The organism is Embleya sp. NPDC056575, from assembly GCF_042793325.1.
Classification (GTDB): domain Bacteria; phylum Actinomycetota; class Actinomycetes; order Streptomycetales; family Streptomycetaceae; genus Embleya.
In genome coordinates this window covers 99004-122782 of record NZ_JBHTVA010000015.1, presented here as the reverse complement: position 1 = coordinate 122782, position 23779 = coordinate 99004, and the positions used below count along the sequence as shown (strand labels likewise).

Sequence of the window (23779 nt, the reverse complement as noted above, 5' to 3'; positions counted from 1 at the left end):
CCCGCTCGGGGGGCGGGTGGTTCAATCGGCGGCCGGGGGCTCCGGGAGCGGGTCGGTGCCGCCGAGGCGTCGGCCGAGCCGGACGGCGATCTCCTGCATCCGGCCGGTCATCCAGCCCTCCTCCATCGCCCGGATGCGCGCCTCGGGGCCGGAGATGGACAGCGCGGTCGCGGTCGGCGCGCCCGGCACCACCACCGCCACGCAGCGCACGCCGAGTTCCTGCTCCTGGTCGTCGATCGCGTAGCCCCGGGCCCGGATCGTCGGGAACTGGGCCAGCAGTTCGGCGGGATCGGTGACCGTGTGCTCGGTGTGCGAGGCCAGCGGCCGCCCGCCGAGCACCCGTGCCGCGTCGGCCTCGGGCAGTTGGGCGAGCAGCACCTTGCCCACCGCCGTGCAGTGCGGTTGCACCCGGCGGCCGACCTCGGTGAACATCCGCATCGAGTGCCGGCTGGGCACCTGGCCGACGTAGACCACCTCGCCCGCCTCCAGGACCGCGAGGTTGGCGGTCTCGCCGGTGGCCTCCATCAGCTCGGCCAGATACGGCCGGGCCCAGCTGCCGAGCAGGCGGCCCGCGGTCTCGCCCAGGCGGATCAGCCGCGGGCCCAGGGTGTAGCGGCGCGACGCGTCCTGGCGCAGATAACCCAGTGACACGAGGGTGCGTACCAGGCGGTGGATCGTGGGCATGGGCAGTCCTGAACGCGCGGCGAGTTCGCTGAGCGTCAGCACCCCGCCGGCGTCGGCGAGCAGTTCGAGGAGGTCGAACGCGCGTTCCAGGGACTGGACGCCGCCACCCGTGCCGTTGCTGCCTGCGTTGACTGCGGCCACCGACGATCCTCCACACGACTCGGTTCGACGGGATTCGTCGAGACTGAGTTCAACATGTTGTTGAACTTCCGTTTCCCGGAAACTAATGTCCACTCTACAAAAGAACGTCGACGGCGAAGGAGAGCCACCCATGAGTGCACCGACCATCGTGGTCAAGCACGGCGGCGCGAGCGGCGGCTCCGTGCCGCGGGCGGACGAAGTGCTCGGCCCCGAGGCGCTGCGCTTCGTGGCCGCGTTGCAGCACCGGTTCGGCGGTCGCCGCCTCGAACTGCTCGACCGGCGCCGCGCCCGGCGCGCGGAGATCGCCCGCACCGGCCGGCTCGACTTCCTCCCGGAGACCGCCGACGTGCGCGCCGCCGACTGGCGGGTCGCCGAGGCGCCACCCGCGCTGCGTGATCGCCGGGTCGAGATCACCGGGCCGGCCGACCGCAAGATGACGATCAACGCGCTCAACTCCGGGGCCCGGATCTGGCTCGCCGACTTCGAGGACGCCTCCGCGCCCACCTGGCACAACGTGGTGGCGCACCAGCTCAACCTGATCGACGCCTACGACCGGCGGATCGACTTCTCCACCGCCGAGGGCAAGAGCTACCGGCTGCGCCCGGACGACGAACTGGCCACCGTGGTGATGCGCCCGCGCGGATGGCACCTGGACGAGCGGCACATCGTGGTCGACGGCGCGCCGGCGTCCGGCGCGCTGGTCGACTTCGGGCTGTACTTCTTCCACAACGCGGCCCGGCTGCTCGATCGGGGCCTGGGACCGTACTTCTACCTGCCCAAGATCGAGAGCCACCTCGAAGCCCGGTTGTGGAACGACGTGTTCGTGCACGCGCAGGACCTGCTCGACATCCCGCGCGGCACGATCCGGGCCACCGTGCTGATCGAGACGGTCACCGCCGCGTTCGAGATGGACGAGATCCTGTACGAACTGCGCGAGCACGCCTCGGGGTTGAACGCCGGGCGGTGGGACTACCTGTTCAGCATCGTGAAGAACTTCCGGGACGCGGGCGAGGCGTTCGTGCTCCCCGACCGCAACGCGGTCACCATGACCGCGCCGTTCATGCGCGCGTACACCGAACTGCTCGTGCGCACCTGCCACCGGCGCGGCGCGCACGCCATCGGCGGGATGGCGGCGGTGATCCCCTCCCGCCGGGACGCGGGGGCCAACGCGGCGGCACTGGCGAAGGTGCGCGACGACAAGGACCGTGAGGCCGCGGACGGCTTCGACGGGTCGTGGGTGGCCCACCCGGACCTGGTCCCGGTGTGCCGCGAGGCGTTCGACGCGGTGCTCGGCGATCGGCCGAACCAGCTCGAACGTACCCGCGACGAGGTCGAGGTGACGGCGGATCAGCTCCTCGACGTGGCCTCCGCCCAGGGCTCGCCGACCGCCGCCGGGCTGCACGGCGCGGTCGGTGTGGGCCTGCGCTATCTGGAGGCGTGGCTGCGCGGATACGGCGCGGTCGCCGTGTTCGGCCTGATGGAGGACGTCGCCACCGCGGAGATCTCCCGCTCCCAGGTGTGGCAGTGGATCAACAACGGCGTGGTGCTCTCGGACACCGGCGAGAAGGTCACCGCGGACCTGGTCCGCCGCCTCGTCGTCGAGGAACTGGGCGCGCTGCGCGAGGACTTGGGCGATGAGAACTTCGACGCGGGCCGCTGGACGCACGCGCGCGAGCTGTTCCTGCGGGTCGCCCTGGCCGAGGAGTTCGTCGACTTCCTCACCCTGCCGGGATGCGAACTCATCGACTGAGTCGAGCCGTTCGTTCATCCCCACACGCGCGGAACGGCCGGGTCCATCCCGGCGGTCGTGGGGCGCGTCCGATCGGACGGGCCCGGCCGTTTCGCACCCTCCCCCCACACCCCTGCCGACTTCGAACAGGAGACAGCCGATGGCCCGCATGTTCCTCAATGGTCAGGCGATGGAGGGTGGCCCGTTCCACCACCACCTGGAGGGCGCGCCGCTGGTCGCCCGGACCCGCACCGCCCCCGGATACCGCTTCTTCTCGATCGGCGACCGCTGCCCGGGACTGCTGCCCGACCCGACGAGCGAGGCGCGGATCGCGGGCGAGGTGTACGAGGTCCCCGACGAGGTGTTGCGGGACAACCTGCTGCCGACCGAACCGCCGGAGTTGGAGTTCGGGATCATCAAGCTGGAGGACGGCTCGGCCTGCTTCTCGATGATCCTGCGCCGCGGCGAGTCGGAGTCCGGCCGGCACAGGGAGATCACCGAGTTCGGCGGGTGGCGGGCGTACCTGCGCACCCTCGGGCGCGAGGCGTAGCCGTCGGCGTGGAGTGCTCCGCAGGCCCGAGCACGGGCGCGACGTGTGGGCGAAACGCCTCGGCGGCGCCCATATGATCACGGTATGACTGCCGAGAACGCCGCCCTGGCCGCCGTCCTGGAGGACACCGACGGGGAGATCGACCCCGCCGACCTGCTCGCCGCGATCGTGGCCGGCGGGGTGGTGGTGGCGATCGACGACACCGAGTCGGTGGTCTTCATCCACGGGCAGGACGGCAAGCCGTGGTTGGCGGCGTTCGTCGACGCGGCCACCTGCGCCCGGGACGTCCCGCACGCCCGGCCCTACGTGTGCGACGCGGCCCGGCTGGTGGACATCGCCGGGCGGACCGGGGTGCGGACCATGACGGTGGCCTCCGCGACGCAGTGCGCGACGGTACCGCTGGCCCTGGTGGCCAAGGCGTCGGCCGCCCGGGACTGACCCCTGCCCGCCGGCGCTACTTCGCGCGCAGTCGGGCCGCCGCGCGGCTCACGTTGCGGGCGATCTCCTCCTCGTCCACCCGGGACAGGTGGCCATGCTCGACCACCTCGCGGCCGTTCACGAGCAGCAGGGTCAGCGGAGCGGCGGCGCCCAGGACCAGCGCGGCCACCGGGTCGGCGATGCCGGCGTGCAGCACGTCGTCGATCCGCCACATGGCCAGGTCGGCGAGCTTGCCCGGTTCCAGGGAGCCGATCTCGTGCTCCCGGCCGAGCACCTTCGCGCCGCCCGCGGTGCCCAGGCGCAGCGCCTGACGGACCGTCAACGCGCCCGGGCCGCCGCGCAGTCGGGCGATCAGCAGCGCGTTGCGCAGCTCGGTACCCAGTTCCCCCGACTCGTTGGAGGCGGCGCCGTCCACGCCGAGACCCACCGGGACGCCGGCGGCCAGCATGTCCGGCACCCGGGCGATGCCCGCCGCGATCCGGGCGTTGGAGGAGGGGCAGTGCGCCACGCCCGTGCCGGTGGCGGCGAACTTGGCGATGTCCGAGTCGTCCATGTGGATGCAGTGCGCCATCCACACGTCCTCGCCCAACCAGCCCAGGCTCTCCAGGTAGTCGGTCGGCCCCATGCCGAATCGTTCCCGGCAAAACGCCTCCTCCTCCACCGTCTCGGCACCGTGGGTGTGCAGCCTGACCCCCTTGGCGCGAGCCAACTCGGCTGCGCCGCGCAGCAGTTCGGGGGTCACGGAGAACGGCGAGCAGGGTGCGGCGGTGACCCGGACCATGGAGTCGAAGGAGGCGTCGTGCCAGCGGTCGATCGCCTCGGCGGTCGCGGCGAGCGCCGCGTCGGTGTCCTCGACGCACGCGTCCGGCGGCAGTCCCCCCTGCGAAGTGCCCAGGTCCATCGATCCCCGGGTGGGTTGGAACCGCATGCCCAACTCGGCCAGTGCGCGGATCTCCGCGCCCAGGATGTCGCCGCCGTCCTCGGGGAAGACGTAGGCGTGATCGGCGGAGGTGGTGCAGCCCGAACGCAGCAGCGCGGCGGCCGAACCCTGCGCCGCGGCGTAGCACATCTCGTCGTCGATCCCGGCCCAGACGGGGTAGAGCGTGACGAGCCAGTCGAAGAGGCCGCACTCCTGCGCGAGGCCGCGCGTGATCCATTGGTAGAAGTGGTGGTGGGTGTCGACCAGGCCCGGGGTGAGCAGGTGCCCGGTCCCGTCGATCCGGCGCACGACCCGTTCCAGGCCGGCGGGGGCGGGTCCGGCGCCGACCGCCTCGATGCGGTTGCCGGCGACCACGACGTGGCCGAAGTCGTATTCGGTGTCCCCGGCGTCGACGGTGGCGATCGCGCAGTTCTCGATCACGATGCGCCCGGGGGTGGTGGTGTCGCCGGCGCCGGCGGAGGTGGTGGGTCCGGTGGAGCTGTCGACGGACATCGGCGGTCCCTTCGCGGCAGCGGTGTCGGTGGGTTCAGTCCACCGGGATCAGTGGTGTGACACCCTCACGGTGCACCGTGCCCTCGATCAGACCGTAGGGCCGATCGGAGGCGTAGTACACCTCCTTGTCGTTCTTGATGCCCATCCGCTCCATGTCGACCAGGAAGTGGTGCTTGTTCGGCAGCGACAGGCGGACCTCGTCCACTTCGTGCCGATGGGTCAATACCCGGTCCGCCATCGCGTACAGGCTCTGCTGGAGCGAGTGGGAGTAGGTCTCGGCGAACGCTTCCAGCAGATGCCGGCGCACCTGTGTGTACGAGCGTTCCCAGTCCGGTTCGCCCGCGCCGGCGGAGGCGTCGAAGGAGAACCGCCAGCGGGCGCAGACCCGGGTGGCCAGGATGCGGTCGTACGCCTCCTGGAGGGTGGTGTAGCGGTCCTTGATGTAGCCCCGGAATTCGGAGGCGGTCGTGTTCATCACGACCAGGTCCTTCAGTCCGGAGACCACCTGCGCCCGTCCGTGTTCCCAGACGATCTCGGTGGTGCGGGTCTCGCTCGCGTCGCGGACGAACGAGTGGTGGATCTCGTCCGCGCCGACGAACCGCTCGCGCCCCGGGGCCGAGGTGATCCGGTTCCACGGGTATTCCTCGATCCGGATCCGGGCCCGGGTGATCGACGGCCGCGATTCGACGAAGTGCCGGGCCAGGCGTATCCCGTAGGCCTCGGCGGAGTCGATGCCGTGTTCGCGGGCGAAGGCGAACACGGTGTTCTTCATGGTGTCCGTCGGCAGCACCTTGTCGTTGCCGCCGGTCAGGTGGGTGTCGGACAGGTCGCCCGACAGCGCGACGCCGACGTTGAGGTCCTTGACCTCGTGCCGCTCGGTGTCGCGGCGGACCCGGACGACGCGGGTCTCCGCCTTTCCGTACTGGTTCTGCCCGAGCACCATCGGCATGTTGTCAGCTCCCTCGATAAACGGAATATCCGTACGGGTTGAGCAAGAGCGGTACGTGGTAGTGCGTTTCGGGATCGGCGGTGAAGACCACCCGCACCTCCGGGAAGAACGGCGTCTCGCCGCGGGCGCGTCGGTAGGCGCCGACGTCGAAGACCAGGCGCACGTCGACGGGGCCGGCGGCCGGATCGACGCCGAGCGCCGGCAGGTCCGGGCAGCGGCCGTCGGCGTTCGTCGCGGACGTGCCGAGCACGATCCAGGTGCCGTCGGCGGTGCGCCGGGACAACTCGACGGGGACGCCGGGGGCCGGGCGGCCCTCGCTGGTGTCGAGGATGTGGGTGGAGATCACGCGCGGATCAGCCCTTCCAGGCGCAGGCGGTTGATCTTCCGCAACTCCTCGCGGGTGACCTCCCACTCGGTCGCCGGGTCGTTGTCGAGTCGGTGGCGCAGTTCGGCCAGGATCTGCGCGGCGCCGCGCCCGCTCGCGCAGATCAGGAAGACCCGGCCGAACCGGTCCCGGTACGCGATGTTCCCGGCCCGCAGTTCGGCCGACAGTGTGTCGTCCGCCTGTCGTACGCCCGCCTGCTCGCGGGTCGACCGCGGATCGTCGTGCCGGGGGCGCCCGATCACGGCGTGTCCGGCGATCGCCTCCAGCAGATCGTCGGTGGTGAGCGCGGCGGTCGCCGCGTCGGAGCCCGCGAACAGCGTGTCCGGGTCCGCGTAGGGGCGTCCGGCCAGCACCGCCGCGATCCAGGCGCGACTGGCGCATACCTGCCCGAGCAGTCGGATCCCCTCGTCGATGGACGCGTCGTCGAGCCGTTTCAGCCCTGGGGTCGATGGCATGTCGAGACCTCCTCGCTCCGCGGGTACTCCCGTCCAGAGGTGAGCACCACGCCCGAGCGAGTACCCGGCGTCGGCACTGGCCGGAACGCTAGGCGGTGCGAATCCCGATCGTCAACAGTTTGTTGAAGTGCGTCATCGGAGTGATCGTGCGACCTCGGTTCAGGGGCGCGCGTCGCGGTTCAGGTAGTTGTAGACGGTGAAGCGGCTCACCCCGAGGGCCGCGGCCACCGTCTCGACGCCGTGGCGGATGGTGAACGCTCCGCGTTGTTCGAGAGTGCGGACCACCCGCTGCTTGTCCTCGCGGCCGAGGTCGGCCAGCGGGCCGTATTGGCGTTCGGCCTCGCCGAGGAGGCGGTCCAGGGCGCTGTCGAGGCCGGGCAGGCGTACGGCGACGGCGGGGTGGCCCTCCCAGTCGAGCACGACGTCCTCGGGGCCGGCGTCGCCGACCGGGACGAACTCGGCGCCGATCGCGGTCACCAGGGGCTTGATCGCGGCGGACAGGGGGTGTTCGGCGGTGCTCACGCCCGGCCTCCCGGCGTCTGCGGCACGGTCGTCACCTGGATCGAGATGCGGGACGCGCCGACCCCGAACGCGCCTCGGCACACCCGGTCCAGCGCCGCGAGCACCACCGCGGCCTCGCCCTCGGCGGTCGTACCGAACGGGCCGACCTCCACGTCGAGACCCGCCTCGTCGAGGGCCCGTCGGGCCTCCAGGGCATGGGCCGGCACGCCGTCCAGATCGAACGGCTCGGTCGAGAACTCCATCCGCAATCGCACGCCCGAACCCTAGCCGGCCGATCCGGGGCAGGCCAGGCTGCCGCGCACCCACCCTTGACAAAGTGTTGAAACCGCGTGGCATGATTTCGTTCAGCAGAATATTACTTCCGCATTATGGAATCGACGTGGAAGAGGTGATCCCGTGAGCGCTCGCGAACTGCGCTTCGACGTCAATCTCTCGATCCTCTTCACCGAACTCCCGCTCCTCGAACGGCCCGCGGCCGCCGCCGAGGCCGGCTTCACCGAGATCGAGCTCTGGTGGCCCTTCGCCGGGCCGATCCCCGCCGACGCCGAGTCGGACGCGCTGGCCCGGGCCGTCCGCGACGCCGGCGTCGCCCTGGTCGGGCTGAACTTCGACGCCGGGGACATGCCCGCCGGGGATCGTGGCCTGCTGTCCCGGCCCGCCGAGGCGGCGCGCTTCCGGGCCAACATCGACGTCGCGACCGGCTTCGCCGGGAGCCTGGGCTGCCGCGCGCTGAACGCGCTGTACGGCAACCGGGAGGACGGCATGGATCCGCGGGCCCAGGACGAACTCGCCCTGGAGAACCTGGTGTCGGCGGCCGTCGCCGCCGAGCGGGTCGGGGCGACCGTGCTGATCGAGGCGCTGAACACGCCGGAGAACCCGCGCTACCCGCTCGCCGGCGCGGCCGACGCGCTCGCCGTGGTGGACAAGGTGAACGCCGCGACCGGCCTGGGCAACACGGCCTTCCTGGCCGACTTCTACCACCTCGCCCGCAACGGCGAGGCGCCGGCGGGAGTGATCGACGCCCACGCCGACCGCTTCGGCCACGTGCAGATCGCCGACACCCCCGGACGGGGGCAACCCGGCACCGGCGAACTGGACTTCGACGACCTGTTCCGCCGACTCGTCGCCGCCGGGTACACCGGGCGCGTCGGCCTCGAATACAAGCCGGTCGGCGCCGCCGCGGACAGCTTCGGCTGGCTCGCGCGCGAGCTGCGCGGCAACAAGGGAGGGACCGGATGACCGGCGCGGCGGACACCGGGCGGATCGGCTTCGTCGGTCTGGGCATCATGGGCGGCCCGATGGCGGCCCATCTGGTCCGGGCCGGCCACCGGGTCACCGGATACGACCTGGAGCGAGCCGCGATCGACCGGCTGATCGCGGCCGGCGGCGAGGGCGCGGCGGGCATCGCCGACGCGGTGCGCGAGGCGGACGTGGTGATCACCATGGTGCCGGCCGACCCGCAGGTCGAGCGGGTGATGTTCGGCGCGGGCGGCGTCTTGGCGACCGTCGCGCCCGGCACGCTGGTGATCGACATGAGCTCGATCAAGCCCGGCACCTCGATCGCGGTGGCCGGGGCCGGCGCCGAGCGCAAGCTGCGGGTGCTGGACGCGCCGGTCAGCGGCGGCGAGGCGGGGGCGATCGAGGCGGTGCTCTCGATCATGGTCGGCGGCACCGAGCGGGACTTCGCCGCCGCCCGGCCGCTGTTCGAGGTGCTCGGCCGCACGGTCGTGCACGTCGGTCCACACGGCGCGGGCCAGACGGTCAAGGCCGCGAACCAGCTGATCGTCGCGGGCAACATGCAACTCGTCGCCGAGGCACTGCTGTTCCTGGAGCGCGCGGGGGTGGACACCGAGGCGGGGCTGAAGGTGCTCGCCGGCGGACTGGCCGGCAGTACCGTCCTGGACCGCAAGGGGCGGGTGATGCGCGACCGCGACTTCGAGCCGGGGTTCCGGATCGACCTGCACCACAAGGACATGGGCATCGTCACCGAATCGGCCCGCGAGTTCGACCTCGTGCTGCCGCTCGCCGGACTCACCGCGCAACTCGTCGCCTCGCTGCGCGCCCAGGGCGGCGGCGGGCTGGACCACTCCGGCCTGCTGCTCGGCCTGGAACGGCTCAACGGCGGTCCCCGCGAGTGTGGTTCGGCGACCGTCGGCACCAAGGACAGTGTTTCGAAGCAGGGAGACAACTGATGGCACCCCGTCGTGTTCCGGTCATGAACGCCGTGGTGGAGGTGCTGAAGTCGGAGGGCGTGGACACCGTGTTCGGCTGCCCCGGCGCGGCCATCCTGCCGCTCTACGCGGCCCTGGAGGCGGTCGGCGGGATCGAGCACCTCATCGTCCGGCACGAAGAGGGCGCGACCCACATGGCCGACGGCTGGGCCCGGACCAACGGCGGTGTCGGCGTCGCGATCGGCACCTCCGGTCCGGCCGGCACCAACATGATCACCGGCCTGTACACCGCGCTCGCCGACTCCGTCCCGATCGTGTGCGTCACCGGTCAGGCCGTGTCGAGCAAGCTGCACCAGGAGGCGTTCCAGGCGGTCGACATCGTGGAGGTCGCCAAACCGGTGACCAAGTGGTCGGTGCAGGTCAAGGAGGCCGCACAGGCTCCCTGGATCTTCCGCGAGGCGTTTCGGCTGGCCCGCTCGGGCCGCCCGGGCCCGGTGTTGATCGACCTGCCGCTGGACGTGCAGCGCCGGGAGATCGGGTGGGACTCCGAGGTGGACGCACCGCTGCCGGTGACCGAGGTACACCCGCACCAGCCGCGGGTGGACGCCGCGCTGGACCTGCTGCTCGCCGCCGAACGCCCGCTGCTGCTCTCCGGCGGCGGGGTGATCATCGGCGAGGCGCACGAAGAACTGGTCGAACTCGCCGAACTGCTCCAGGTCCCGGTGCAGGTCACCCTGATGGGCAAGGGGTCGATCGACGAGGACCACACGCTCTACAGCGGGATGACCGGCGTGCAGACCTCGCAGCGCTACGGCAACGCCTCGTTCCTGGAGTCGGACCTGGTGCTCGCGCTCGGCGCCCGCTTCGGCGACCGGCACACCGGCACGCTCGATGTGTACCGGGGGGAGCGGAAGTTCATCCACGTCGACATCGAACCCACCCAGATCGGCAGGGTGTTCGAGCCGGACCTGGGCATCGTCTCGGACACCCGGCTGTTCCTCCAGGCGATCCTGGCCACCGCCGAGAAGCGCGGCATCCGCCGTGAGGCGGGCGCGTGGGTCGCGCGGGTCCGGGAGTTGCGCGCGTCGTTGACCCGGCGCGAGGACTTCGACACCGTGCCGATCAAGGCGCCGCGCGTGTACAAGGAGATCAACGAGATCTTCGACGCGAACACCTACTTCGTCACCGCGATCGGGCTCTACCAGATCTGGGGCGGCCAGCACCAGAAGGCGTACAGGCCGCGCCACTACCAGGTCTGCGGTCAGGCCGGCCCGCTCGGCTGGGAGATCCCGGCGGCGATCGGGGTCAAGAAGGCGCTGGGGCACAACGATCCGGACGCCGAGGTGGTGGGCATCGTCGGCGACTACGGCTTCCAGTATCTCGTCGAGGAACTGGCCGTGGCGGCGCAGTACAACGTGCCGTTCGTGATCATCATGATCAACAACGAGTATCTGGGCCTGATCAGGCAGGCGTCGATCCCGTACGAGATGAACTACCAGGTCGACATCCACTACGACGAGGTGGGCACCGACAACGTCAAGTTGATGGAGGCATACGGCTGTTCGGGCACCCGGGTGATCGAGCCGGGCGACATCCGCCCGAGCATCGAGTGGGCCCGCGAGGAGGCGCGGCGCACCTCGCGGCCGGTCCTGGTGGAGATCATGATCGAGCGCGAGGCGAACACGCCGCACGGGCCCGCGATCGACGCGGTCGAGGAGTTCGAGCCGGTGCCGTAGCGGACCGCCGCTCCCATCGACTCCGTCCGGTGGCGTCGACCCATTCCGGTGTCGTGCCCGCGTCACCGGGCGGTTGCCGTCCCCGTCGGTCCTGCCCGAAACGGCGGCCGCGTAGTTGACTGTGCCCTCTGTACAGCCCACCCGACAGCTCACCCGAAGGAGCAGCGCATGGGCCCGGTCGTCGTGCTGGCCCCCGACAAGTTCAAGGGGACCCTGACCGCGGCGGAGGCCGCGGCCCGGATCGGCGCCGGGATCCGCCGGGCACGCCCGGACGCACGGATTCGCGAGGTGCCCGTCGCCGACGGCGGCGAGGGCACGGTCGACGCCGCGGTGTCGGCCGGCTTCACCCGGATCCGGGCGCGGGTGAGCGGTCCCACGGGGCGGCCCGTCGACGCGGCCTTCGCGGTACGCGGCGCCACCGCCGTGGTGGAACTGGCCCAGGCATCGGGGCTCGCCCGGCTGCCCGGCGGACCCGAGCCGCTGACCGCCGACACCACCGGGGTGGGCGAGTTGATCGCCCGCGCGCTCAAACTGGGCTGCACCCGGATCGTGCTCGGCCTGGGCGGCGCCGCCGCCACCGACGGCGGCTCGGGCCTGGCCCGGGCGCTGGGGGTGCGCCTCCTCGACGCGGCCGGTGCGGACCTGCCCCCGGGCGGGGCCGCGCTGCGCGAGCTGGACCGGATCGACGGAGCCTCTGCCCTGGCCGCGCGGCTGGCCGGCGTCGAGGTGGTGATCGCCTCGGACGTGGACAACCCGCTGCTGGGCCCCAAGGGCGCGGCGGCGGTGTACGGGCCGCAGAAGGGCGCCACACCCGACGACGTGGCCGTGCTCGACGCGGCCCTCGCGCGCTGGGCGGAGGTGGTCGCCCCGGACCTGGCCGACGCCCCCGGCGCGGGAGCGGCCGGCGGCGCCGGATTCGGCGCGCTGGCGCTGCTCGGCGCGACCGTGCGCCCCGGCATCGCCCTGCTGCTCGACCTCCTGGGCTTCGCGGAACTGCTCGACGGGGCCCGGCTCGTGGTCACCGGCGAGGGCAGCCTGGACGCACAGACCCTGCACGGCAAGGCACCGGCCGGGGTGGCCGCCGCCGCCCGGGCCCGGGGGGTGCCCGTGGCGGTGGTGTGCGGCCGCGTCGAGTTGAGCCGGGAGCGACTCGACGCGGCCGGCATCGTCGCCGCCTACGCGCTGACCGATCTGGGCCCCGACAGCCCGTCCCGCGCAGGCGCCCTCGCCGAGATCGCGGGCGAGCGGTTGGCCCGCGACCTGCTCACCGCATCGGAGGACGCGCCGTGACCCACACCCCCACCCTCGTGCTGCGCTCGCGCCGGGTGCTCACCCCCATCGGCGAGCGGCCCGCCGACGTGGTCGTGGCCGGCGACCGGATCGCCGAGGTGCTGCCCCACGGCACCGCCCGCAGCGCGCCGGTCGAGGATCTGGGCGACGTCGCCCTGCTGCCGGGCCTGGTGGACACCCACGTACACATCAACGAGCCGGGCCGCACCGCGTGGGAGGGCTTCACCAGCGCCACCCGGGCCGCGGCCGCCGGCGGGGTGACCACCCTGATCGACATGCCGCTCAACTCGATCCCGGCCACCGTCACGGTCGACGCGCTGCGAATCAAGCGGGACGCGGCCCGCGGGCGGGTGTACGTGGACGTGGGCTTCTGGGGCGGGGCGATCCCGGGCAACACGGGCGAGTTGGCCGCGCTGCACCGGGCCGGCGTGTACGGCTTCAAGAGCTTCCTGGCGCCCTCCGGCGTGGACGAGTTCCCGCACGTGAACGCCGCCGAGCTGACCGAGGCGCTGACCGAACAGGCCCGGCTGGGCGCGCTCGCGATCATCCACGCCGAGGCGCCGCAGGTCCTGGACGCCGCGCCGCGGGTGCCCGGTCGGGCCTACGCCGACTTTCTCGCGTCCCGACCCGACGCGGCGGAGACGGTCGCCGTCGGGCAACTCTTGGACACCGCGGGGCGCACCGGCGCGCGGGTGCACGTGCTGCACGTGTCCTCGGCGGACGTACTGCCGCTGCTCGCCGCCGCGCGCGCGGACGGGATCGCGGTCACCGCCGAGACCTGTCCGCACTATCTGACCCTGGTCGCCGAGGGGGTGCCGGCCGGCGACACCACGTTCAAGTGTTGCCCGCCGATCCGCTCCGAGGACAACCGCGAGCGGCTGTGGCGCGGGGTCGAGGCGGGCGCGTTCGCCGCCGTGGTCTCCGACCACTCGCCGTGCACCACCGACCTCAAGCGGCTCGACGTCGGCGACTTCGCCGCCGCGTGGGGCGGCATCGCCTCCCTGCAACTGGGCCTGCCCACGGTGTGGACCGCGGCCCGGGCGCGCGGCCTGGCGCTGGCGGAGGTGGTCGCGCTGATGTCGACCGGACCGGCACGCCTGGTCGGCCTGGCCCGCAAGGGCACGATCGCGCCCGGATACGACGCGGACCTGGTCGCGTTCGACCCGGACGCGGTGTTCACGGTGGACCCGGGCGGGCTGCACCACCGCAATCCGGCCACCCCCTACGCCGGTCGCACGCTCACCGGCGTGGTCCGCACCACGTGGCTCGCGGGCGCGCCGGTGAACGTACACGGCACCCCGCGCGGGCGCCTGCTGGATCGTGTGGGGACGGCCGCGTGATCACCCCCGCGATGCGCCGCCCGCGCGGCCACGGCCCACCTTCCCCGAGCGGTCTCCCGTAGCCGCGAGCGCCCGCCCGCGGTTGTCGACTCCCGTTCCGGGCGAGGAGATTCCCCATGACCACCGACTTCACCGCATACGTCAATCTGGCCTCGCGCGCGCTCGGCGCCGGCGTGGTCGCCGCGAACGACGAGTGGTTCGCGGAGAAGGAGAACCTGCTCCGGGCCGAACCGCCGGTCTTCGCGCCGCACACGTTCGGCCCCAGGGGGCAGATCATGGACGGCTGGGAGACCCGCCGCCGGCGCGGCCCCTCGGCAGCGCACCCGCACCCCGAACCGGACGCGCACGACTGGGCGATCGTGCGCCTGGGCGTGCCCGGCATCGTGCGCGGGGTCGTGATCGACACCGCGTTCTTCACCGGCAACCATCCGCCGGGCGCCTCGATCGAGGCCGCCTCCGTGCCCGGCACACCCTCGGTCGAGGAACTGCTCGACCCGGCGGTCGCGTGGACCACGATCGTCGCCCGCACCGAGCTGCGGGGCGATACCGCGCATCCCTTCGAGGTGGCCGTGGCACGGCGGTTCACCCACGTACGGCTGAACATCTTCCCCGACGGCGGGGTGGCCCGACTGCGCGTGCACGGCGAGGCGGTACCGGATCCGGCCTGGCTCGACGGGCTCACCGTGGACCTCGCGGCGCAGGAGTACGGCGGGGTCGCCGAGGCGGCCAGCGACCGCTACTTCTCCTCGCCGCACAACCTCAACGCGCCGGGCCGTTCGCGGGTGATGGGCGAGGGCTGGGAGACCCGCAGGCGGCGCGACGCCGGCCACGACTGGGTGCGGCTGCGCCTGGTCGGACGGGCCGAACTCCTGGGCGCCGAGATCGACATCGACAACTACCTCGGGAACGCGCCGGGTTGGATCGCGCTGGCCGGGAGCGACGCGGCCGTGGATCCCGACGCCTGGTTCGAACTGCTGCCGCGCACCAGGGTCCAGCCGGACACCCGACACCGATTCCGCTTCACCGACGTGCCCCCGGTCACGCACGTACGCATCGAGGTCTTCCCGGACGGCGGGGTGGCCCGACTGCGGCTGCCGGGCCGACTGACCGAGGCGGCCCTGACCGCCCTGCGCGACCGCCTCCACACCGCCGGACCCGCATAGCCGACGAGGGAGTCGGATCCGAGACGAGCGAGCAGATCCCGCGGGAAGCCTCCGTCAGGGCTACTTAGCCCGTTCGCACCCCCACCAGTCTCACTCGTTCGGGTAATGGCCGGCCATCGGCGCAGCGGCGACGATTGACCGCGCAAACGGGTTCATCCAGGGGAGGCGGAATCGTTGTCGATCGATGCTGGGGCGCGCACGGAAGGTGACGCCCAGGACACGCAGGCCCGTTCGAGTCTTGCGACGGAGGCGGCGCGAAATCTCGCGACGACCACCAAGACCGTCCCGCAGATGCAGGACATCACGTCGCGATGGCTGCTGAAGATGCTGCCGTGGGTCCAGGTATCGGGTGGTACGTACCGGGTCAACCGACGGCTGAGCTACCGGGTGGGGGACGGCCGGGTCCAGTTCGTCCAGACCGGTTCCGATGTGCGGGTGATCCCGGCGGAGTTGGGCGAGTTGGCGCCGCTGCGCGGATTCGGGAACGAGGAGGTGCTGCGCGCGCTGGCGGACCGGTTCGTGCGGCGGGAGTTCGCGGCGGGGGAGACGCTGGCGACCCTGGGGGAGCCGACCGACCGGGTCTTTTTGGTCGTGCACGGCAAGATCAACCGGTTCGGCGAGGGCCGCTACGGCGACCGCACGGTGCTCGGACTGCACGGCGACGGTGACCACTTCGGCGAGCGCATGCTCGTCGACCGGGACGCGACGTGGGGGTACACGGCGACCGCGGCCACCTCGGTGATCGTGCTCGAGATGACCCGGGAAGCGTTCGACGCGGTGGGGGCCGACGCGTTGCGCACGCACCTGGCCGAATACGCCGAGGACACCAGTCGGCCGCAGAACGCCAAGGGCGAGGCGGAGATCCCGATGTCCGCCGGCCACCACGGCGAGGCGCTGTTGCCGGGCAGCTTCGTGGACTATGAACTCAAGCCGCGCGAATACGAGTTGAGCGCCGCACAGACCGTGCTCAAGGTGCACAGCCGGGTGGCGGATCTGTACAACCAGCCGATGGATCAGATCGAGCAGCAATTGCGGCTGACCATCGAGGCGTTGCGCGAGCGCCAGGAGCACGAGCTGATCAACAACCGCGAGTTCGGGCTGCTGCACAACGCGGACTACGATCAGCGCATCCAGGCCCGGTCCGGCCCGCCCACCCCCGACGACATGGACGAACTGCTCAGCCGGCGACGCGGCTCCAGGCTCTTCCTGGCCCACCCGCGCACGATCGCCGCGTTCGGCCGCGAGTGCAGTCGGCTCGGCCTGTACCCGACCACGGTCGACGTGGGCGGCAACCAGATCCCGGCCTGGCGCGGCGTGCCGATCTTCCCGTGCAACAAGATCCCGATCTCGGCGGGGCACACCAGTTCGATCCTGGTGATGCGTACCGGCGAGGACGACCAGGGCGTGGTGGGCCTGCACCAGACGGGCCTGCCCGACGAGTACCAGCCGGGCTTGTCGGTGCGCTTCATGGGCATCAACGAGCAGGCGCTGATCTCCTACCTGGTCACCGCCTACTACTCGGCGGCGGTACTGGTTCCGGACGCCCTGGGGGTCCTGGAGAACGTCGAGATCTCCCGGGCCCGATGAGCGGGAGAGATCACCCCGTGTGCGGCAGGGGTGATCGGATGAGAAGGATCACGAAAACCATGTATGGGTGTCAAACCGGTCGTTTTCGGTTATAGGTCGGGCCGGACGTCGCGCGATCAACGGACGCGCGCGGTCTACCGCGACAGGAGACCCGAGACATGGGCATCGACGACAACATCCGCAACAAGGCCCAGGACGCAGCCGGCCAGGCCAAGGAGAAGGTCGGCGAGGCGACCGGCAACGAGGACCTGCGGGACGAGGGCCAACAGGATCAGGGCTCGGCCAAGGCCAAGCAGGCCGTCGAGGGCGCCAAGGACAAGGCCAACGAGGCGATCAACAAGATCAAGGGCTCGCTCAAGCGGGACTGATCGCAGGGCCTGCCCGGTCGCCGCGTGCGACGGGAGTCGGGCAACCGCGAGGCCCCCGGTGCGCCGGGGGCCTCGCGGCGTGGGCGAGCGGGCCGGCCCGGGGCGGGGGCGTCGACGAGGTCGGCGTCGGCATGGCGGGGTGGCGGGGTCAGGCCGCGGCGGGGTGGATCGGGCCCGTGGCGGTGCGCAGGGGGCGGGCCGTGGCGCCGGTTCGCGTGGCCACCACCTCGGCGAAGATGGACAGGGCCGTCTCGTCGGGGGTGCGGGCGCCGAGGTCCAGGCCGATGGGGGAGTGCAGCGCGGCCAACCGCTCTTCGGTGAGCCCGACTTCGCGCAGCCGGGTCAGGCGCGCCTCGTGCGTGCGGCGGGAGCCCATGGCGCCGACGTAGGACACATCCAGGCGCAGCGCGAGGTCCAGGAGGGGGACGTCGAACTTCGGGTCGTGGGTCAGGACGGTGATCACCGTGCGGGCGTCGAGGGTGTTCGCGATCGAGGCCAGGTGGCGGTGCGGCCAGTCCACGATCACCTCGTCCGCGTCGGGGAAACGCCGCCGCGTGGCGAACACCTCCCGCGCGTCGCACACCGTCACCCGGTAGCCGAGCAGGTTGCCCATGCGGGTCACCGCCGCCGCGAAGTCGATCGCGCCGTAGACGAGCAGGCGCGGCGGCGGGGTGCGGGTCTCCACGAAGACGGTGACGTCGTCGGGGGCGGACTCCGGACACGGACGGCCGTCCGGGCGCAGCGTCACCGGGCCGGTGCGGCCCAGGGCGAGCATGGCTCGGGCCTCGGCGACCACGGACGCGTCCAGCGCGGGATCGGCGCCGAACGTACCGGTCACCGCCGACTCCGCGGGGGCCACCGCGCGCGCCGCGCCCACGACCGTGATCGCCCGCCCCACCAGCGCCGCCGGTCCGGCCACGACGCGGGCCGCGGCCACGGGGATGTCCCGTTCGGCCGCGGCCAGGGCCGCCTCCACCGTCGCGTCGCCGGCGCGTTGTACGAAGATGTCGAGCACTCCGCCGCAGGTCAGCCCCACGGCGAAGGCGTCCTCGTCGTGGTGGCCGAAGCGCTGGAGCACCGGGGTGCCGCTCTCCAGCGCCTCGCGGCACAACTCGTACACCGCACCCTCCACACACCCGCCGGAGACGCTGCCGACGACCGTGCCGTCGGCGCCCACCGCGAGCGCCGCGCCCGGGGGGCGGGGGGCGCTCCCGCCGACGCCGACGACGGTGGCCAGGGCGTACGGCGTTCCCGTACGGCGCCACGCCGCGAGTTCGCTCCCGAGGTCGAGCATCGACGTCTCCTGGGGTGTGGGTGGTGCGGTATGCGGACGTCAGCCGACGCCCAACCACTCCTTGATCGGATGCAGGGCGAAGAACACGAGGAAGGCCAGGGTGAGGATCCACATCAGCGGGCCGACGTCGCGGAACCTGCCCTGGGCGGCCTTGATCAGCGTGTAGACGATCACGCCGGCGGCGACGCCCGCGGTGATCGAGTACGTGAACGGCATCAGCACGATGGTCGCGAACGCGGGGATGGCCGCGGCCCTGTCGTCCCAGTCGATGTGCTTGACCTGGGTGATCATCATCGAGCCGATCACCACGAGCGCGGCGGCGGCGACCTGGTCGGGGACCACGCCGGCGAGCGGGGTGAAGAACAACATCAGGCCGAAGATCGAGCCGGTGACCACGCCGGCCAGCCCGGTGCGGGCGCCGTCGCCGACGCCGGTCGCCGACTCGATGAAGACGGTCTGACCCGACGAGCTGGTCACCCCACCGACGATGCCCCCCGCACCGTCGATGGCCAGGGCCTTGGACAGCCCGGGCATCCGGCCCTTGTCGTCCACGAGCTCGGCCTCGTTGCCGATGCCGATGATGGTCGCCATCGCGTCGAAGAAGCCCGCGAAGACGAGGGTGAACACCAGGACGGAGGCGGTGATGCCGCCGGCCTCGGAAAAGCCGCCGAACACGCTCACCTCGCCGAACAGCCCGAAGTCCGGCGCATCGACCACCTTGTCCGGCAGGTTCGGCACACCGCCGCCCCAGGTCTTGTCGGATATGTCGACGATCGCGTTGACCACGATCGCCAGCACGGTGCCCAAGACCAGGCCGATCAGGATCGCGCCGCGGATGCCGCGGGCCATCAGCATGAAGATGGTGAGCACCGTGACCGCGAAGATCAGCACCGGCCAGCCGGCGAGTTCACCGGCCGGCCCGAGCGTCACCGGCGGTCCGCCCGGCGCGGCGTTCTCGGTCACCACGCCCGCCTTGTTCAGCCCGATCATCGCGATGAACAGGCCGATCCCGATGGTGATCGCGTACTTGAGCGCCATCGGGATGGCGTTCATGATGCGCTCGCGCAGGCCCGAGACGACCATCAGCATGATGATCAGGCCGTAGATCACGCACAGGCCCATCGCCTGCGGCCAGGTCATCTCGGCCGCGACCTGGTTGCCCACCACGCCGGCCACCGACAGGCCCGCGGCCAGGGCCAGCGGCACGTTGCCGATCAGGCCCATCGCCACCGTGGTGATGAACGCGGCCAGCGCGGTCATCGTGGTGACCTGCGCGGGGTCGAGCTGGTGTCCCTTGACGTCCTTGCCGCCCAGCAGGATCGGATTGAGCAACAGGATGTACGCCATCGCCATGAACGTGGTGAGGCCGCCACGCAGTTCGCGGCCCACCGAGCTGCCGCGCGCGCTGATCCGGAAGTACGTGTCCAACGCGCCCGAACCGGACGAGCCGGCCGGCGGCGGGTCGCCGGCCCCGGTCGCCCCGGATCCGCGCGGCGGATTCGGGGGATTCTCGCCGGGTTCCGTCGGAACCGATGTCTGAGCCACTTTCCCACTCCCAAGTGTCCTAGGTGTTGTTGGGGTGGAGCCGGTCGCCGCGGCACGGCCGCCCGGAGCCTGTTCCGGGCAGGCGGGCGCGACGACCTTCCTGCGTGGGGGCGCGTCCGCTCGACGGCGCGGCGATCGGCCGCGCGGGGTCGAGCCGGTCCGGCCCCGGGGGCCGCGTCTGCGCCGCCGCCGGGACCGTACTACGGTGATGAGAACGGGAACTGACGGTGTCTCAGAGCCCGGTGAGGTGTTCCGGCCGGACCGGCACCCGGTTCAGGGCCAGGCCGGTCGCCGCGCGAATCGCCGCGACGATCGCGGGCGTCGCGGACAACGTGGGTGCCTCGCCGGCGCCGCGCAGCCCGTACGGGGCGTGCGGGTCGGCCAGTTCGAGGAGATCCACCGGCATCGGCGGGGTGTCGAGGATGGTGGGGATCAGGTAGTCCGTGAAGGACGGATTGCGCACCCGCCCCTCGGCGACCACGATCTCCTCCATCACCGCCAGGCCCAGCCCCTGGGTGCTGCCGCCGTGGATCTGGCCGAGCACCGCGAGCGGGTTCATCGCCTTGCCGACGTCCTGTGCGGCGGCCAGCTCGACCACCTTGACCAGGCCCAGTTCCACGTCCACGTCCACCACCGCGCGGTGTGCGCAGAAGGTGTACTGGACGTGTCCGAAGCCCTGTCCGGTGGTCCGGTCGAACGCCTGGGTGGGGCGGTGCCGGAACTCGACGGTCTCGTCCGCGGGTTCGTCGCCGAGCAGGTCGACCAGGTCGGCGACCACCGCGTCGGCGCGATCGACCACCTTGCCGCCGACCAGGCGCAGGCCCGCCACGAGATCGGCCGGCCAGCCGTGACGGAGCCGGCCGCGCTCGAACACCGTGCCGCGCACCGCCTCGGCGGCCAGCTTGACCGCCCCGCCCGTCATGTACGTCTGCCGCGACGCGGAGGTCGACCCGGCGGAGCCCACCCGTGTATCGGCCGGCGCGATGGTCACCAGGTCCACGCCCAACTCGGTGCGCACGATCTGCGCGTGCACCGTGACGCCGCCCTGGCCCACCTCGGCCATCGCGGTGTGCACCAGCGCGACCGGCGCGCCGTTCACCACCTCCAGCCGGACCCGCGCGGTGGAGTAGTCGTCGAAGCCCTCGGAGAAGCCGACGTTCTTGATCCCGACCCCGTAGCCGATCCCGCGCACGACGCCCTCGCCGTGCGTGCTGTTGGAGACCCCGCCCGGCAGCTCGCGCACGTCCACACCGTCGCCGGTGTGCCGGTGCTCCGCCGCCGGCAGCGGCATCGCCTCGACCCGGCGCAGCAGTTCGGCCACCGGCGCGGGCGCGTCCACGACCTGCCCGGTGGGCAGCACCGAGCCCTGCTCCATCGCGTTCAGCCGGCGCAACTCCACCGGATCCAGGCCCAGTTCCGCGGCCAGCCGGTCCATCTGGCTCTCGTAGCCGAAGCACATCTGAACCGCGCCGAAGCCGCGCATCGCACCGCACGGCGGGTTGTTCGTGTACACCGCGGTCGCGTCGATCGAGGCGTTCGGGATCACGTACGGACCGATCCCCAGCGAGGCCGCGTTGCCGACCACGGCGGGGGAGGAGGAGGCGTACGCGCCGCCGTCCAGCACGATTTCCGCCCGGACGAACACCAACCGGCCGTCCCGCGTGGCGCCGTGCTCGAAGACCATCGTCGCCGGGTGGCGGTGCACGTGGCCGAAGAACGACTCCTCGCGGTTGTAGACGATCTTCACCGGCTTGCCGGTGTACTGCGCGAGCAGACACGCGTGCACCTGCATCGAGATGTCCTCGCGCCCGCCGAACGCGCCGCCGACGCCGGCCAGCGTCAGTCGCACCTTCTCCGGCGGCAGACCGAGCACCGGGCACAACTGCTGCCGGTCCACGTGCAACCACTGGGTGGCGATGTACAGATCGATCCCGCCGTCCTCGGCGGGCACCGCGAGCCCCGACTCCGGGCCCAGGAACGCCTGGTCCTGCATGCCGACCTCGTACTCGCCGCGCACGATCACATCGGCCCGTGCGCGTACCTTCGCCGAGTCCCCGTCGCCGTGGTGGATGTGTTGGCTGTGCACGATGTTGCCGAAGGCGTGCGCCTTGTAGTCGGCCGGCGCGTGCACGTAGCCGTAGCGCTCCGGATCCAGCGCCTCGACCGGTCCGATCGCCGGCAGCACGTCGTAGTCCACCACGATTCGGGCCGCCGCGCGCCGCGCGGTCTCGGGGTGGTCGGCGGCCACGATCGCGATCGGCTCGCCGTGGAAGCGCACCTCGTCGATGGCGAGGACCGGCTGATCGGCGATCTCCAGGCCGTAGAACCTGCTGCCGGGGATGTCCTCGTGGGTGAGCACCGCGTACACCCCCGGCAGGGCCAGCGCCGCGGACACGTCCAGGGACCGGATCCGGGCCCGGGCGTGCGGACTGCGCAGCGTCGTGCCCCACAACATGTCCTCGTGCCACAGGTCCGAGGCGTAGGCGAAGTCGCCCTTGACCTTGAGGATCCCGTCGGGCCGCAGTGGCGACGCGCCGATGCCGTCCCGACCGGGCGCGGCGACGTCGAGCAGGTTCTTCGGCATGGTCGGACCGGCCATGGCGTCAGCCCTCCGAACCGGCCGGGGCCGTACCGCGCGCGTCGGCCCTGCGCGCGGCCGCCAACCGGACCGCGTCCATGATCTTCTCGTAGCCCGTACAGCGACACAGATTGCCGGACAGCGCCTCGCGGATCTCCGCGTCGGAGGGGTGGTGCGCCCGGTTCAGCAGGTCGTGCGTCTGGACCAGCAGGCCCGGCGTGCAGAACCCGCACTGCACCGCGCCCGCGTCCACGAACGCCTGCTGGACCGGATCCAGCGTGTCCCCGTCGGCCAGTCCCTCGACCGTGCCGACCTCACGATCCTGCACCTGTCCGGCGGCGACCAGACACGCGCACACCGGGGCGCCGTCGAGATAGACCGTGCACGAGCCGCACTCGCCCTGCTCGCACGCGTTCTTGGACCCGGGCAGCCCGACCCGCTCGCGCAGGACGTAGAGCAGGCTTTCGCCCTCCCACACGTCGTCCGCCTCGGTCGGGCGGCCGTTCACGGTGAATGTGACCCTCATGCGGCGGCCCTCCCGGTGGTGCGGTGGTCGTTCCAGGTCCAGAGCAGGGTTCGGCGTGCCATGACGGCCAGCGCGTGGCGCCGGTACGCGGCCGACCCGCGCACGTCGTCGATCGGCGCGGCGGCCACCGCCACCAGTTCGCCGAAGCGCCGCGCGGTGGCCTGCGGCAGTTCGCCGCCGGAGGTCCACAGGCCGCTCTCGTCGAGTTCGGCCCGGATGAACTCCTCCGCCTCGCGCGCCCGGCGCGGGGTGGGCGCGGCGGAGCCGATCCCGGTGCGCACGTCCCGGGTGCGCGGGTGCAGCGCGACCGCGAACGAGCAGACCGCGATCACCATCGCGTTGCGGGTGCCGATCTTGGCGAACTGCTGCGGCCCGGTCGCCGACGGGATGTGGATCGCCCGGATCAGCTCGTCCGCCTCCAGCGCGTTGCGCTTGACCCCGAGATAGAAGTCGTCGATCGGGATCAGCCGGGTGCCGCGCACCGACGCCGCCTCCACCGTGGCGCCCGAGGCGAGCAGCGGCGGGTGCGCGTCGCCCGCCGGCGAGGCGCCGCCGAGGTTGCCGCCGACCGAACCCCGGTTGCGGATCTGCGGTGAGCCGACGGTGCGTGCGCCGAGGGACAACCCCGGCAGCCGGTCGTGCAGCGACTCGATGATCCGCGCGTACGGTACGCAGGCGCCCAGACGCACCGTGTCGTCGTCCTCGATCCGCCATTCGTGCAACTCGCGGATCCGGTTGAGGTCCACCAGGGCATCGGGGCGGCGCCGGTCGAAGTTCAGCTCGACCATCACGTCGGTGCCACCGGCGATCGGGACCGCGGACGGGTGCTGCGCCTTGACGGCGAGCGCCTCCTCCCACGTCGCGGGCCGCAGGAATTCCATGTCGGGTGTCTCCTT

Annotated in this window: 23 protein-coding genes; 11 read left to right on the top strand and 12 right to left on the bottom strand. The window is 72.1% G+C overall.

Annotation, left to right across the window (positions count from 1 at the left end; all coding sequences use genetic code 11):
• Positions 1 to 21: 21 nt before the first annotated feature.
• On the bottom strand, positions 22 to 825 hold the full coding sequence (locus ACFRCG_RS14575; RefSeq protein ID WP_380031466.1) for an IclR family transcriptional regulator: 804 nt from the start codon (positions 823 to 825) through the stop codon (positions 22 to 24).
• A gap of 130 nt (positions 826 to 955) precedes the next feature.
• On the opposite strand from ACFRCG_RS14575, the gene aceB reads away from it, so the two are divergent.
• The 3 genes from aceB to ACFRCG_RS14560 all read left to right on the top strand — a co-directional run bounded on the left by aceB (position 956) and on the right by ACFRCG_RS14560 (position 3542).
• Positions 956 to 2575: a malate synthase A gene (aceB, locus tag ACFRCG_RS14570; RefSeq protein ID WP_380031464.1), complete on the top strand. Its 1620-nt coding sequence runs from the start codon at positions 956 to 958 to the stop codon at positions 2573 to 2575.
• Between the two features lie 139 nt (positions 2576 to 2714).
• Complete coding sequence (locus ACFRCG_RS14565) at positions 2715 to 3104, top strand: gamma-glutamylcyclotransferase (protein WP_380031462.1); 390 nt, start codon at positions 2715 to 2717, stop codon at positions 3102 to 3104.
• Positions 3105 to 3188: 84 nt separating this feature from the next.
• Positions 3189 to 3542 carry a hypothetical protein gene (locus tag ACFRCG_RS14560; protein WP_380031460.1) on the top strand — a complete coding sequence of 118 codons (354 nt, stop codon included), beginning with the start codon at positions 3189 to 3191 and terminating at the stop codon, positions 3540 to 3542.
• A 16-nt stretch (positions 3543 to 3558) separates the two neighbouring features.
• Here ACFRCG_RS14560 and ACFRCG_RS14555 read toward each other — a convergent pair whose 3' ends face one another.
• The 6 genes from ACFRCG_RS14555 to ACFRCG_RS14530 form a co-directional block, all read right to left on the bottom strand.
• On the bottom strand, positions 3559 to 4974 hold the full coding sequence (locus ACFRCG_RS14555; RefSeq protein ID WP_380031458.1) for an 8-oxoguanine deaminase: 1416 nt from the start codon (positions 4972 to 4974) through the stop codon (positions 3559 to 3561).
• 34 nt (positions 4975 to 5008) lie between these two features.
• On the bottom strand, positions 5009 to 5923 hold the full coding sequence (gene pucL, locus ACFRCG_RS14550; protein WP_380031456.1) for a factor-independent urate hydroxylase: 915 nt from the start codon (positions 5921 to 5923) through the stop codon (positions 5009 to 5011).
• Between the two features lie 4 nt (positions 5924 to 5927).
• The gene (gene uraH, locus ACFRCG_RS14545; RefSeq protein ID WP_380031454.1) at positions 5928 to 6269 is read right to left on the bottom strand and encodes a hydroxyisourate hydrolase; all 342 of its coding nucleotides are present in this window, start codon (positions 6267 to 6269) and stop codon (positions 5928 to 5930) included.
• Complete coding sequence (gene uraD, locus ACFRCG_RS14540; protein WP_380031453.1) at positions 6266 to 6763, bottom strand: 2-oxo-4-hydroxy-4-carboxy-5-ureidoimidazoline decarboxylase; 498 nt, start codon at positions 6761 to 6763, stop codon at positions 6266 to 6268. The genes uraH and uraD overlap by 4 nt, the downstream gene beginning before the upstream one ends.
• Positions 6764 to 6922: 159 nt before the next feature.
• On the bottom strand, positions 6923 to 7285 hold the full coding sequence (locus ACFRCG_RS14535) for a helix-turn-helix domain-containing protein (RefSeq protein ID WP_380031451.1): 363 nt from the start codon (positions 7283 to 7285) through the stop codon (positions 6923 to 6925).
• The gene (locus ACFRCG_RS14530) at positions 7282 to 7539 is read right to left on the bottom strand and encodes a thiamine-binding protein (protein ID WP_380031449.1); all 258 of its coding nucleotides are present in this window, start codon (positions 7537 to 7539) and stop codon (positions 7282 to 7284) included. The genes ACFRCG_RS14535 and ACFRCG_RS14530 overlap by 4 nt, the downstream gene beginning before the upstream one ends.
• A 142-nt stretch (positions 7540 to 7681) precedes the next feature.
• Here ACFRCG_RS14530 and ACFRCG_RS14525 point away from each other — a divergent pair, with 142 nt between their 5' ends.
• The 8 genes from ACFRCG_RS14525 (at position 7682) to ACFRCG_RS14490 (ending at position 16940) form a co-directional block, all read left to right on the top strand.
• On the top strand, positions 7682 to 8524 hold the full coding sequence (locus ACFRCG_RS14525; RefSeq protein ID WP_380031447.1) for a hydroxypyruvate isomerase family protein: 843 nt from the start codon (positions 7682 to 7684) through the stop codon (positions 8522 to 8524).
• Entirely contained in the window at positions 8521 to 9477 is a 957-nt protein-coding gene (locus ACFRCG_RS14520; RefSeq protein ID WP_380031445.1) for a 2-hydroxy-3-oxopropionate reductase, read from the top strand. Before ACFRCG_RS14525 ends, ACFRCG_RS14520 begins: the two co-directional genes overlap by 4 nt.
• Complete coding sequence (gene gcl, locus ACFRCG_RS14515) at positions 9477 to 11192, top strand: glyoxylate carboligase (RefSeq protein WP_380031443.1); 1716 nt, start codon at positions 9477 to 9479, stop codon at positions 11190 to 11192. The genes ACFRCG_RS14520 and gcl overlap by 1 nt, the downstream gene beginning before the upstream one ends.
• Before the next feature lie 168 nt (positions 11193 to 11360).
• Positions 11361 to 12482, top strand: a complete 1122-nt coding sequence (locus tag ACFRCG_RS14510; protein ID WP_380031441.1) for a glycerate kinase — start codon at positions 11361 to 11363, stop codon at positions 12480 to 12482.
• On the top strand, positions 12479 to 13822 hold the full coding sequence (allB, locus tag ACFRCG_RS14505) for an allantoinase AllB (protein ID WP_380031439.1): 1344 nt from the start codon (positions 12479 to 12481) through the stop codon (positions 13820 to 13822). Before ACFRCG_RS14510 ends, allB begins: the two co-directional genes overlap by 4 nt.
• A 116-nt stretch (positions 13823 to 13938) precedes the next feature.
• Entirely contained in the window at positions 13939 to 14985 is a 1047-nt protein-coding gene (gene alc, locus ACFRCG_RS14500) for an allantoicase (protein WP_380031437.1), read from the top strand.
• 291 nt (positions 14986 to 15276) lie between these two features.
• Positions 15277 to 16572: a family 2B encapsulin nanocompartment shell protein gene (locus tag ACFRCG_RS14495; protein WP_380031434.1), complete on the top strand. Its 1296-nt coding sequence runs from the start codon at positions 15277 to 15279 to the stop codon at positions 16570 to 16572.
• A gap of 158 nt (positions 16573 to 16730) precedes the next feature.
• Positions 16731 to 16940, top strand: coding sequence for a CsbD family protein (locus ACFRCG_RS14490; protein ID WP_078978080.1), 210 nt, complete (start codon positions 16731 to 16733; stop codon positions 16938 to 16940).
• A gap of 148 nt (positions 16941 to 17088) precedes the next feature.
• On the opposite strand, the gene ACFRCG_RS14485 is transcribed toward ACFRCG_RS14490, so the two are convergent.
• The 5 genes from ACFRCG_RS14485 to ACFRCG_RS14465 form a co-directional block, all read right to left on the bottom strand.
• Positions 17089 to 18234 (bottom strand): XdhC family protein, encoded by a 1146-nt coding sequence (locus ACFRCG_RS14485; RefSeq protein WP_380031432.1) that lies wholly within the window; start codon positions 18232 to 18234, stop codon positions 17089 to 17091.
• 39 nt (positions 18235 to 18273) lie between these two features.
• On the bottom strand, positions 18274 to 19779 hold the full coding sequence (locus ACFRCG_RS14480; RefSeq protein WP_380031429.1) for an NCS2 family permease: 1506 nt from the start codon (positions 19777 to 19779) through the stop codon (positions 18274 to 18276).
• Positions 19780 to 20011: 232 nt separating this feature from the next.
• Positions 20012 to 22378 carry a xanthine dehydrogenase subunit D gene (pucD, locus tag ACFRCG_RS14475; RefSeq protein WP_380031427.1) on the bottom strand — a complete coding sequence of 789 codons (2367 nt, stop codon included), beginning with the start codon at positions 22376 to 22378 and terminating at the stop codon, positions 20012 to 20014.
• Positions 22379 to 22382: 4 nt separating this feature from the next.
• Entirely contained in the window at positions 22383 to 22883 is a 501-nt protein-coding gene (locus ACFRCG_RS14470) for a (2Fe-2S)-binding protein (RefSeq protein WP_380031425.1), read from the bottom strand.
• A complete protein-coding gene (locus ACFRCG_RS14465; RefSeq protein ID WP_380031423.1) occupies positions 22880 to 23764 on the bottom strand; it encodes an FAD binding domain-containing protein in 885 nt (294 codons plus the stop codon). The genes ACFRCG_RS14470 and ACFRCG_RS14465 overlap by 4 nt, the downstream gene beginning before the upstream one ends.
• Positions 23765 to 23779: the final 15 nt, after the last annotated feature.